The sequence below is a fragment of the Bacillus sp. 16GRE42 genome (assembly GCF_019837435.1).
Classification (GTDB): domain Bacteria; phylum Bacillota; class Bacilli; order Bacillales; family Bacillaceae_G; genus Bacillus_A; species Bacillus_A wiedmannii.
In genome coordinates, this window is the sequence record NZ_JADAXF010000003.1 from 644,580 (window position 1) to 656,992 (window position 12,413).

The 12,413-nt window shown below is 33.4% G+C and carries 10 protein-coding genes, 1 riboswitch and 2 other annotated features; of the genes, 7 read left to right on the forward strand and 3 right to left on the reverse strand.

Going from position 1 to position 12,413, the window contains the following annotated elements:
* Positions 1 to 103: 103 nt before the first annotated feature.
* Positions 104 to 1,471, reverse strand: coding sequence for an alanine/glycine:cation symporter family protein (locus ILS93_RS19740; protein WP_000451054.1), 1,368 nt, complete (start codon positions 1,469 to 1,471; stop codon positions 104 to 106).
* A 107-nt stretch (positions 1,472 to 1,578) separates the two neighbouring features.
* Positions 1,579 to 1,698: riboswitch (glycine riboswitch) on the reverse strand.
* Between the two features lie 208 nt (positions 1,699 to 1,906).
* Positions 1,907 to 2,482 (reverse strand): hypothetical protein, encoded by a 576-nt coding sequence (locus ILS93_RS19745; RefSeq protein WP_064477280.1) that lies wholly within the window; start codon positions 2,480 to 2,482, stop codon positions 1,907 to 1,909.
* Positions 2,483 to 2,614: 132 nt separating this feature from the next.
* Here ILS93_RS19745 and ILS93_RS19750 point away from each other — a divergent pair, with 132 nt between their 5' ends.
* The 4 genes from ILS93_RS19750 to thrS all read left to right on the forward strand — a co-directional run bounded on the left by ILS93_RS19750 (position 2,615) and on the right by thrS (position 7,270).
* Positions 2,615 to 2,980, forward strand: coding sequence for a hypothetical protein (locus tag ILS93_RS19750; protein WP_098102826.1), 366 nt, complete (start codon positions 2,615 to 2,617; stop codon positions 2,978 to 2,980).
* Positions 2,981 to 3,186: 206 nt separating this feature from the next.
* Positions 3,187 to 3,807 (forward strand): YdbC family protein, encoded by a 621-nt coding sequence (locus ILS93_RS19755; RefSeq protein ID WP_064477278.1) that lies wholly within the window; start codon positions 3,187 to 3,189, stop codon positions 3,805 to 3,807.
* Between the two features lie 183 nt (positions 3,808 to 3,990).
* The gene (gene rluF / locus ILS93_RS19760) at positions 3,991 to 4,698 is read left to right on the forward strand and encodes a 23S rRNA pseudouridine(2604) synthase RluF (RefSeq protein WP_001222161.1); all 708 of its coding nucleotides are present in this window, start codon (positions 3,991 to 3,993) and stop codon (positions 4,696 to 4,698) included.
* Positions 4,699 to 4,823: 125 nt separating this feature from the next.
* Positions 4,824 to 5,048, forward strand: a binding site (T-box leader).
* Positions 5,049 to 5,083: 35 nt separating this feature from the next.
* Positions 5,084 to 5,306: a binding site (T-box leader), on the forward strand.
* A gap of 44 nt (positions 5,307 to 5,350) precedes the next feature.
* Positions 5,351 to 7,270, forward strand: coding sequence for a threonine--tRNA ligase (gene thrS / locus ILS93_RS19765; RefSeq protein ID WP_098102825.1), 1,920 nt, complete (start codon positions 5,351 to 5,353; stop codon positions 7,268 to 7,270).
* 125 nt (positions 7,271 to 7,395) lie between these two features.
* Here the strand turns inward: thrS and ILS93_RS19770 are convergent, their stop codons facing one another.
* Positions 7,396 to 7,878 carry a DUF2975 domain-containing protein gene (locus tag ILS93_RS19770; protein ID WP_098102824.1) on the reverse strand — a complete coding sequence of 161 codons (483 nt, stop codon included), beginning with the start codon at positions 7,876 to 7,878 and terminating at the stop codon, positions 7,396 to 7,398.
* Between the two features lie 388 nt (positions 7,879 to 8,266).
* On the opposite strand from ILS93_RS19770, the gene ILS93_RS19775 reads away from it, so the two are divergent.
* The 3 genes from ILS93_RS19775 to ILS93_RS19785 all read left to right on the forward strand — a co-directional run bounded on the left by ILS93_RS19775 (position 8,267) and on the right by ILS93_RS19785 (position 12,221).
* Entirely contained in the window at positions 8,267 to 9,034 is a 768-nt protein-coding gene (locus tag ILS93_RS19775; protein ID WP_098102823.1) for an ABC transporter ATP-binding protein, read from the forward strand.
* Positions 9,035 to 9,045: 11 nt separating this feature from the next.
* Positions 9,046 to 10,929, forward strand: coding sequence for an FtsX-like permease family protein (locus ILS93_RS19780; protein WP_098076260.1), 1,884 nt, complete (start codon positions 9,046 to 9,048; stop codon positions 10,927 to 10,929).
* Positions 10,930 to 11,189: 260 nt separating this feature from the next.
* The gene (locus tag ILS93_RS19785; protein ID WP_088046884.1) at positions 11,190 to 12,221 is read left to right on the forward strand and encodes an alpha/beta fold hydrolase; all 1,032 of its coding nucleotides are present in this window, start codon (positions 11,190 to 11,192) and stop codon (positions 12,219 to 12,221) included.
* Positions 12,222 to 12,413: the final 192 nt, after the last annotated feature.

The window sequence follows — 12,413 nt, forward strand, 5'->3', positions numbered from 1 at the left end:
AGTAAACATTGATATAAATATATTTTTAATGAAAGTAATTAAGTAAAAGAGGGGATAAAAAAAGGAATGCTCATCATGTATGAGTCATTCCTTTTTTCATAGATTAACTTGCCTGTTTTTTATGACTTTCTTTCAATTTTTCTGCTTGTAAAAAGCGATTTGTTTCAGCAACAACAATACCACTTAACCCAATAAGGCCAATTAAGTTTGGAATCGCCATAAGTCCATTTGCAATATCAGCAAACGTCCATACGATGCCTAATTTTAAATTCGCACCAATTGCAATCATGACGATAAAGATTGCTTTATAATATTTAACAGCACCTTCTCCAAACAAATAAGCCACGCACTTCTCGCCGTAATACGACCATCCTAAAATAGTAGAGTAGGCAAATAATATAATTGCGATACCAAGAATCATACTACCAGCAGTGCCAAATACAGATTGGAACGCAAGTGTCGTCGCTTCAACGCCAGTTTTACCTGATTTCCATGCACCTGTAGTAATTAATACTAGCCCTGTAATTGTACATACGATAAACGTATCTAGAAAAGTACCAGTCATAGAAACTAAAGCTTGCTTTGCAGGCGAATCTGTTTTTGCAGCCGCTGCTGCAATAGGGGCGCTCCCTAAACCAGCTTCGTTCGCAAATACACCGCGCGCCATTCCAATTTGAATTGCAGATGCAATTGTTGCGCCAATAAAACCACCAGCAGCTGCAGTACCATTGAATGCGCCAGAAAAAATAAGTGAAAATGCTTCTGGAATTTGATCGTAGTGATAGAAAATAATAATAAGTCCAGCAATGATATAAAAGAAAGCTTTAATAGGAACGATGTATCCTGTCACTTTCCCGATTTTTTTCACACCGCCTAAAATAACAATGGCGATTAAAAACGACATGAATATACCAGTTAAAGCAGGGGGGAAAGAGAAATTAATTCGCATTGCCTCTGCAACTGAGTTAGATTGCACCATATTACCGATACCGAAAGAAGCAGTTGTACCGAATATAGCGAATAAAACAGCAAGCCATTTCTTACCTAAACCACGTTCTAAATAGTACATTGGACCACCTGAATATTCACCATTTTCATTACTAACACGGTATTTCACCGCAAGAATGGCTTCGGCATACTTTGTTGCCATACCGAACAAAGCAGTAATCCACATCCAAAAGATTGCACCGGGTCCACCAATTGTCACAGCAGTTGCAACACCGGCTATATTCCCCATACCAATCGTTGCCGCCATAGCTGTCATAAGTGCTTGGAAGTGGCTAATATCTCCAGAGGAGGATGTATCTTCTGATTTTTTAAAAGCTAGTTTGTGAGCGTATAATAGTTTACTAAACTGTAAACCTTTTAAACGCACTGTGAGAATGATACCAGTACCAACGAGTAACAACAACGTTGGTAATCCCCACACATAGTGATTGATTTGTTCTAATACTGTACTTACTGTCTCCATCTGTATTCTCCTTTTTATGAAAAAATAAAAACCACTTCAAGAAAATGAAATGGTCTCTGGAGAAACAAGGGATAGAAAAATAAACCGATACAAATCGGCATTTTCTTTCGCTTGTCTCTGTCCTTTTACCTGAGAGATTATCCGCTATAGTAGCGGATTTGCTCCTTCGGTGCTCGTTTTCCTCCGCGCTATATAAAGCGAGAGGGAGTCTCTCCAGAGATTCGTCCCCATGCAGTTCTACTTGTAACCAAGACCTGAGAGTTTCAAAGTTGATTCAGCAACTTTTTGCCCCGTCGGTAGATCAATAGACCTTCTCCTGAATGGTTCATCCGAATTATAAAATTTATAAAAACATTGATTGTAAATCAATAAAAACATTATAGACAGACAAAATGTGAATTGCAATCTTTTTTTATTTTAAAATAGTAACCAGTTTTATTTTTTTGCGAGTCCTAATTTAACTTCAACTTCATTTAACGTAGATAAAGCGAGGACAATATGTTGGTCCGCAAGTCCTAAAGCATGTTTAGTATTTTCAATTGTTTCATTGGATGGAGTAGAGTTATTTGCTCCGTCTATAATTAAATCTGCTGCATTTTTCATAAATTTAGAAGCAGTCTTAAATTCAGTTTTGAAATAAATTAGTTGTTCTTGTATTTGTACTTCCGATATATTTTCTTTAATTTTCACAGTGTCTATTTCGTTTATAATTTTTTCATATTGCTTGGAAATAGCAGTCATTGTGACTAATAGTTTATTTCTGTCTACTGAATCTCCGTTCGTGTTAATCTCTTCCCAGGCAGGCAACCAATCTTTTTCGATGATGTCATTATAATTTGTAGTTAATTCATCAATTTTTGGTTGTAATTTAGTTTTAAAAGTTTTTGTATCAATTGTTTCTACGGTGGTTTTTTCGTTATTATTTTTATCTTTAGTTGTGTAGAAAATCGTACAGGTAATAATAAAAATAGAAATAACTATTGTCCATTTATTAAAAAATAATTTCTTCAATGGGTAATCCCTCCAAAAATAAACATCTTATAATTATAATATATAACAATAATATTATTAATGGTAGAGAATATAGTATGTAATTGATTTTAATTATATTTTTTATATACATAAATAACTAAGATTAGTAAAATGATGAAAGTAATATGTGAGAAAAGAGGGTTTTTAGTGAAAACGAATAGAAAAAAGCTAGTTTCAAATATTTCAATGGCTATGATATTAGTTGGCTTATTTGCACTCATATATCTGGACAAAGAATCTAAAATGGAAGATTTTCCAGTACCAATGTCAGCAATCCATATTAACGATGATAATGAAGCGGATTATAAATATATAAGTGTAATACCTATTACAAAGGCAAGTGGATGGGAGCACTTAGGGGAAAATGGGCATACTAATAGTTTTAAAAAAGGGGAGCGGAAGGTAACTGTATTACATTATCCAGGAGAAATTACATATTATTTATTTGAACAAAAGGTGAATAAGAAAGGGAGATAAGATAAAGTTGTAATTCGTTAAGGGTTACAGCTTTTCTTTTAATTCTGAATTATTTGAAATGAAATCAGATAAATGGTTTGATAGATGTAGTGATAAATATGATTAGTTCTATATGTCTATAAAGAGTATTAGAGGATTATAAAATTATTATGTGAACTAAATGTTGTGAGAAGAAAATAAATTATATTCTAAAGGGGGAATTAAAAATGTTACTAAAAACAATCTATTGTAAAGTGGAAGAAGAGAAAAAAGAGTTATTTTCAATCGCACAAGAAAAATGGCGTGATATACAGCATCTAGATGGTTTTCACGGACAATTTGGTGGATGGAATGAAGATGAGGCGTGTGTTTATACTTTATGGAATGATAGGGGTGCGTATCAATCATTTATGAATGGTGCTCACGATACCATTTATTTAAATAGTAATCAAGAGGATACGTTTCTTTCATGTGAAATTGAACTGTTTCAAACATTGTATGATATAACTGATATGCCTTTGAAAGAGGTTGTTACAGAAGGGTCATTTGTCAGAGTTGCTATATGTGATGTAAAACAACAGAGAGAAAAGCAGTTTTTACATAAGCAAGAGGAAATTTGGAATAAAGGAATGGAAAAAGCAAACGGGATGATAGGTGGAGTAGTTGGGAAGTCTTTAAAAACTGAAAATCGTTACATAGTGTTAACTTATTGGAAAGATGAAATGGCGCATCAAAATTATGTAGAAGAGATTTTCCCAGAGCTGTATAAACTAGCTAATATTCATGAGGATTTAAAAGACATAAGAGGTAAACAAGCTGTATGTAAGGAAGAGTGGCTTGTATATTAAGTGTTCAAAACGTGCATAAATGAATGTATAATAAAGATATTTTCTTATAAACGAGTAATTAATAGAAGACGTTATATACCCTTTCATGTTAATATATTTAAGTTATAATAGAAGGCTTACCCTTTTGTATTGTACGGTAGAATCAGTGTGAGCTAGAATTTTTTTGAAAAGGATGTGCCTAATTTGCGTATCAATAAATTTATTAGTGAAGCTGGAAAAGCGTCTCGACGTGGAGCAGATAAACTAATTAATGAGAGAAGAGTAATTATTAACGGTAAGGTTGCAAAAATTGGTGACCAAGTAAATCCAGGTGATGATGTACGCGTAAATGGAGAGCAACTTCGTATTGCTCGAGATCACGTATATATCGCTTTAAATAAACCAGTAGGTATTACATGTACGAGTGAAAAAGCTGTAAAAGGTAATATTATCGATTTAGTGAATCATCCATTACGAATTAGTCACATTGGACGTCTTGATAAAGATTCAGACGGTTTAATTTTATTAACGAATGATGGTGATATTGTTAATGAAATTTTACGTGCTGAAAACAAACATGAAAAAGAATATATCGTTTCAGTAGATAAGCCAATTACACCTGATTTTCTAGAGAAAATGGCAGCTGGTGTGAAAATTTTAGGAACGAAAACCCTTCCTTGTGAGGTAACACAGTTATCAAAATATGAATTCCAAATTATTTTAACTCAAGGGTTGAATCGTCAAATTCGTCGTATGTGTGAAGCTTTAGGTTATCAAGTATACACGTTAAAGCGTACAAGAATTATGAATATAGAATTAAATAATTTACCTGTTGGACAGTGGAGAGATTTATCGAAGAAAGAGAAACGACGTCTATTTTCAGACTTAAATTACGAACCACAAGATTGGTAAAATTGAGAAGAGGAAACCAAAAATCTATTTTTGGTTTCTTTTTTTATTTAATAAAAAATCATTTTTAAACACTTGCAAAAATAAAATGAATAAGATATAGTAAATAACAATTAATGGATGTACTTTTAAAAGCAAAGAAAAGGACACGAGTTATTTTATCCGGTTATACAGAGAAGGAAGGAAAGCTGAGAACTTCCTAACGCAGAAAAATAACTTACCACCTTAGAGCTGCACTAGGGAAACTAAGTATCTAGTGCCGTGTAAGCGACGTTATCGCAAAAGAAGCCATTATGTTTTTTTGTGATGGGAATCTGGGTGGAACCACGGATATAAGCATATTCGTCCCTATTTTAGGGATGAATATGCTTTTTTGTATTCAATTTCATAATAAGCGAAGAAAAGGACACGAGTTATTTTATCCGGTTATACAGAGAAGGAAGGAAAGCTGAGAACTTCCTAACGCAGAAAAATAACTTACCACCTTAGAGCTGCACTGGGGAAATTAAGTATCTAGTGCCGTGTAAACGACGTTACCGTAAAAGAAGCCATTGTATATTTACAATGGGAATCTGGGTGGAACCACGGGTAAAAGCACGCTCGTCCCTATTTTAGGGATGAGTGTGCTTTTTATTATGAAATGGAGAGATGAAAAATGAAAGAACAGATGATTGAAATGAAATTTCCGGATGGAAGCGTTAAAGAATTTGTAAAAGGAATTACTTTAGAAGAAATTGCGGGATCCATTAGCAGTAGTTTAAAAAAGAAAGCAGTTGCAGGGAAAGTAAATGATCAGTTATATGATTTACGCCGAAATATTGAAGAAAATGCGGAAGTAGAAATCGTTACTATAGATTCAAATGAAGGGGTAGAAATTGCAAGACACTCTGCGGCACATATTTTAGCGCAAGCTGTAAAGAGAATACATGGTAATGTAAACCTTGGTGTAGGACCTGTTATTGAAAATGGATTTTATTATGATATGGATCTTCCGAGTAGTGTAAACGTAGAAGATTTACCGGAAATCGAAAAAGAAATGAAAAAAATTATAAATGAAAATATAAAAATAGAGCGAGTTGAGGTTTCACGAGAAGAGGCAAAAAAACTGTTTCAAGAAATGAATGATCACCTGAAATTAGAATTGTTAGAAGCAATTCCTAGTGGGGAAAGTGTAACACTATATAAACAAGGTGAATTTGTAGACTTATGTAGAGGACCACATGTACCGTCAACAGGCTATTTGAAAGCATTCCAATTAACTCACGTTTCTGGTGCATATTGGCGAGGTGATAGTAACAATCAAGTGCTTCAGCGTATATATGGTGTTGCGTTCTCTTCTCAAAAAGAATTAGAAGATTATTTACATTTCGTTGAAGAAGCAGCAAAAAGAAATCATCGTAAATTAGGTAGTGAGCTGGAGTTATTTATGTTTTCTGAAGAGGCTCCGGGAATGCCATTTTATTTACCGAAAGGACAAATTATTCGTAATGAATTAGAAGCATTTTTAAGAAAAATTCAAAAAGAGTATAAGTATCAAGAAGTACGTACTCCGTTTATGATGAACCAAGAATTATGGGAGAAATCAGGACACTGGGGACATTACAAAGACAACATGTATTTCTCTGAAGTAGACAATAAAAGTTTCGCATTAAAACCAATGAACTGCCCAGGACATATGTTAATGTTCAAAAATAAATTACACTCTTATCGCGAATTGCCAATTCGTATGTGTGAGTTCGGTCAAGTACACCGACACGAATTTAGCGGGGCATTAAATGGATTATTAAGAGTACGTACTTTCTGCCAAGATGATGCTCATTTATTTGTAACTCCAGAACAAATTGAAGATGAAATTAAATCTGTAATGGCGCAAATTGATTATGTTTATAAAACTTTTGGATTCGAATATGAAGTAGAGCTTTCTACTCGTCCAGAAGATTCAATGGGTGATGATAAGTTGTGGGAGCAAGCAGAAGAGGCATTAGAAAATGTATTACATTCATTGAATTATAAATATAGACTAAATGAAGGTGACGGTGCATTTTATGGACCGAAAATCGACTTCCATATTAAAGACGCCTTAAATAGAAGTCATCAGTGCGGGACAATCCAACTAGATTTCCAAATGCCAGAGAAGTTTGATTTAAATTATATAGATGAGAAGAATGAAAAGAGAAGACCAGTTGTCATTCACAGAGCAGTTTTAGGATCTTTAGACCGTTTCTTAGCGATATTAATTGAGCACTTTGGAGGCGCGTTCCCGGCATGGGTGGCACCGGTTCAAGTGAAGGTCATTCCAGTTTCGAATGCAGTCCATGTACAATACGCAGATGAGATTGCGGATAAATTAGCACAAGCTGGCATTCGTGTTGAAAGAGATGTACGAGATGAAAAGTTAGGATATAAAATAAGAGAAGCACAAATGCAAAAAGTTCCTTATGTTCTTGTTATTGGGGATAAGGAAATGGAGAACGGATCTGTAAATGTACGTAAATACGGTGAAGACCAGTCAGAAGTTATTGAACTAAATGGGTTTGTGGAGAGTATAAAAGAGGAAATAAAAAATAAGAAATAGAGATTGAAAATAAAATACACCATTAACATGTATTACTGAATTTAAAGTAAGTAAAGAACCATAATAAATGATGAAGGGATAGCGATTAAGCTATCCCTTCATCATTTATTGCCATATACTTCACTTCATACTGTTAAATCATTTTCTGATTTTATATTAATGGCTTCTTGTAAGAGCTTTTGGAGAACTGCAGCAAAAATAGCAACCAAGATAGAGGTGAAAATAATGATTAGTCCAATTGTTATAAAACTTGGAGGATCAATTTTTTTTGCCATAAGATAGTAGAGCGGCATACCTAGTAAGTATATGGTACCGATCGTGAGAGCACAGTATTTTATATTTTTTAAAGACTTTACTGATAATTCCGAGAACGCTTTGTTCTTATCAATATAACTTAAAAGTTTAAAAACTTGATACAGAGCAAAGTAAAAAGGTATCGTTGCTACGTAAATATCGATTAAAACGAGAGATTTCATATAAGCGATAGCTGGATACAATTCTCCAGCAAAATTCCCGATTTTAGGCACTAAAAATATGCACAATGCAAGTACTACTATACCTATAAAAACAATAGCTAGTTTTAAAAAGAGTGTTGTAACTTGTTTCATAAAAAGCACCTCGTTTATTTAATAACAACATGATTTTATCATATAATTTATCGTTTTAAAATAAAATTATATTGTTTTTTAATTTGTTATTATTGTTATTTATGTTTCCTATTCATTTTGATGAAAATAAAAAGCTTTTTCATTACAAAGAAAATTCCCTTATAAAGTGGTCTGTCATATTTTTACCTTACAAAAATGTAAGGTAAATGTAAGCGAAATCGAAGGAACGAGTTTTAGAAAAGTGAGAATATGAAATAGGAAAAAGGTTTACGTTACTCGTGTAATCCTTACTGATTGAAAAATTAAAAAATTCTTAAGGGTTTACATGAGAAAAAGATAAGAAATATGTGAGAAAGTAATTTTATACAAAAGGGATGGAGTGAAAGAGATGTCAACAAATGTAGTTACTGTGGAAAGTGTAGAAAAAACGTATGGGAAAAGAAATGAGAATCAGTCAAAAGCATTAAGGGGTGTGTCATTAAGTATAAAAGAAGGAGAATTCGTCGGGATTATGGGTCCTTCTGGGTCTGGAAAAACGACACTACTTAATGTGATTAGTACACTGGATCAAGCGACAGGTGGCAGTGTGACAATAGCTGGCACAAATATTACTTCAATGAAGGGGAATGCTTTATCTGATTTTCGATCTCAAAAATTAGGATTCATTTTTCAAGATTTTAACTTACTAGAAAACTTATCAATTTATGAAAATATCGCTTTACCACTTTCTCTGCAAGGCGTACCTTCAAGTGAGATTACGGGGAAGGTAAATGAGGTTGCAAAGAAATTAGGGATTACTGAAATTTTAACAAAATATCCAACTGCTGTTTCTGGTGGACAAAAGCAAAGAACGGCGGCAGCACGAGCTTTAGTACATAATCCAGCAATCGTATTAGCAGATGAACCGACTGGTGCGCTTGATAGTAAAAATGCAAAAAGCTTATTAGAAGCGATGCAAGATTTACATGAAAATCACAATGTAAGTATTTTGATGGTTACACACGATGCATTTAGTGCGAGTTATTGTGAGCGTATTTTATTTATTCAAGACGGTCTTCTTTATAAAGAGTTAACGCGTCAAGGAACGCGAGAAAATTTCTATCAAGACATTTTAGGCGTGCTCGCTCATATGGGCTCAGCTGCTGAGTCTAAGTAGGGGGCGAGACTATGTTATTCAAATTATCACGTCATAGTATGAAAAAGATGTTAAAAGATTATATGGTTTTACTTATTGGTCTCGTTATTAGTATTAGTATTTTCTACATGTTCCAAACGATGGCGATGAATAGTGAATTTACGAAGGATAATAGTCTTATTAGTAGTATTAGACTCGTATTCTGGGTAGGTGCCATACTATTATCGTTCATTACTGTATTTTATATTATATATGCCAATTCTTTCTTACTCACATTAAGAAGAAAAGAACTCGGTATGTACATGATGCTCGGTGCGAAAAAGAAAAAAGTAGCACAGTTATTATTTATTGAAACATTCGGTATGGGGATTGTCAGTATTATTATCGGGATCTTAGTGGGGATGTTGCTTGCAAGTGTAGCAGGAAACTTTTTAATGAATGGTATGGAAATTTCAGCGAAAGGTAGTTATTCATCTGTATATACACCAGCAATCTTAGTTACAGCTATTTTCTTCTTAATACTATTTTTTATTACTGGTTTAATGAATAGCATCCGGTTATTACGTAAAACAGAATTGGAGTTAATTCGTGAAGATGAAACACTAGATGAAGTAAAGAAAAGTAAAACTCGCATTATTATAATGACGGTACTTGGTATATTGCTAGTAAGTATAGGATACTACTTTATGATCAATGTAAAAATATATGCTGAATTAGGCTTTATAATAGCGACAATCGTTACAACTCTTGGAACATATTTTATCTTTAGTTCATTACTCCCATTTTTTGTGATGAAAATTAAAGGGAATAAAAAACGAAATGAAACGGGCTTAAATAGTTTTACATATGCACAGCTGCGCTTTCGCGTAAATAGTTTATCGAGAGTATTAGGCACTGTAGCGATGTTAATTGCATTAGGCGCAGGTGCGATGACGGCAGGGATGGCATTTCAAAAAAATGTAGGTATTATGACAGACTTCTCACGTGTATATGATGTTGTAATTCATGATCCAAATGATCAAGATAAAGCGGCATTAAAAGAAATGGAAATTGTGGAAGAAAGCAAGTATAAATATAAAGTAGATGGAGAAGCGGTGTATTACTTACGTAACGACTTAACGGCGAAACCACCACTCGTTTCCGATCACTTTGATACAAAAACTTTAAAAGAGCCAGCTCGAAAACGTGTGGCTGAACCTTTAACTGAACCTGTTTATTCTGCTTTGGAAGCTCCCGAAGCAGCCAATAAACTTCCTCGTATGCCAAGGGATTGGGAAGATGCGGTTGTAAGAGAAATACAAATTACACATAATCAATTTAACGGAAAACCGGTAAGAATTGCTGATGAAGAACACTACAAAGCAGTTCAAGGAACGGAACATAGTGTAACATTAGCAAAAGTAGATGATATGAAAAAATATAAACCGTTGTTGCTCGATATAGATAAGAGACAAAAAGAACAAATTGAAAAAACAACAGGTACAAAAGTAGACTTATTTACAAAAATGACAATTTATCAGTTTATGAACAGTTTCATGAGTGGAACAATGTTTATGGGATTTTTCCTTGGAATTGCCTTTTTAGCAATGATGGCAAGTTCGCTAATGTTCAAAATATTAACAGGTGCTTCTCGTGACGTACGCCGTTATGAAATGTTACGAAAAATCGGTGTGAGACGTAGTATGTTAACGAAAAGTATTTATAAAGAAATTTCATATTTATTTATCTTCCCAGCAATTATTGGAATTTCCCACGTGTTAGTAGGGCTTAACTTATTTAGCTTTATATTAGTTGACCCGTTTGTGAAGGTATGGGTGCCGATAGGGATTTTCTTAGTCATTTATTTCATCTATTACTGGATTACTGTCCAGCTTTATAAAGGTATGGTAATGCCGAAAGAAGAGGTTGCGAAATAGTTAAAGGAAAAAAGTCTTTGTTTTGAAAACAAGGGCTTTTTTCTTTATTTTTAATACATTGTGATCGAGTCATTCTATGAATTTTATATTGAAAATTAAGGGAATATTAAGAGTTTATATAGCGGAAAGTTAAGAAGTGTATGGGATATTAAGAATGTGCAAAAGATCAAGGTGAAATTGTTGTATATTTATATTTTTTTGAGGTAGTTTTACTGAACTAAATTGATGTTTTTATAAATTTAAAAGAAAGGAAACTACTTATGAAGAAGATAAAAAAATTAATAAAACTTATTGGAGTCATCATTTTACTATTATTAATCGTAGCACTAATATTTCCTACATGGACCTCGCAAATAAAAGGGAAAAACAGTATAAGTACATTAGAGCAAGTAGAGATAAATGGAAGTGATCATGAAATTATGATACGCGGAAAAGATAAGAACAATCCGGTTATTATTTTTGTACATGGTGGACCAGGTACTTCAGAAATACCATATGCGCAAAAATACCAAAACTTATTGGAAGAGAAATTCACAGTTGTTAATTACGATCAAAGAGCGAGTGGGAAGTCGTATCATTTCTTTGAAGACTATTCGAATCTTACATCAGATCTTCTTGTAGAAGATTTATTAGCTATGACAGATTATGTTTCAAAACATCTTGGTAAAGAAAAAGTAATATTGGTTGGTCATTCTTACGGTACATATATCGGAATGCAAGCTGCCAATAAAGCCCCTGAAAAATATGAAGCATATGTTGGCATAGGGCAAATGAGTGATACAGTAGAAAGTGAAATGGATAGTTTAAACTATGTGATTGAACAGGCACAAAGTGCTGGGAATACAGATGAGGTTGCCTATTTAAATGAGTTGACTGAAAAAATTAAAAATGGTGATACATACACTCCGAGGAATTATGTTGCAAAATATGGTGGAACATCAAGACTCATTGAAAATCCAGATGGTGATAATATTGGGATGCTACTCAGTAATGAATATAACTTTTTAGATGTAATTCGTTATAACGTTGGATTATCACATTCTCAAACTGTCTTATTAGAAAAGGATTTAAAGAACCCATTGCCTACTAAGGTGACTGAAATGAAGCTACCGCTTTATTTCCTTATGGGAAAATACGACTATAATACTTCATTTCATGCAGCGAAAAAATATTTTGATATGATTGAAGTGAATCAAAAAGAATTCATTACTTTTGAAAAGTCAGCTCATTATCCGCAATTTGAAGAGAAGGAAAAATTTTATGAGTGGATGTGCGATACATTCATAAAATAAATAAAGTATATCCGAACTTTAGAGAATTAAAATAGTTAGCGAGACGTATAAAGATTTTAGCTACATATCATTACGTGAAGCGAAGTTAAATAAAAAGACTCTTGTATAAAAAACATGAGTCTTTTTTTTATTGTGCTCTATACAGAAGGAAAAGATTGGATAATGGTCGAAAAATATAATGTAACTTCCGAG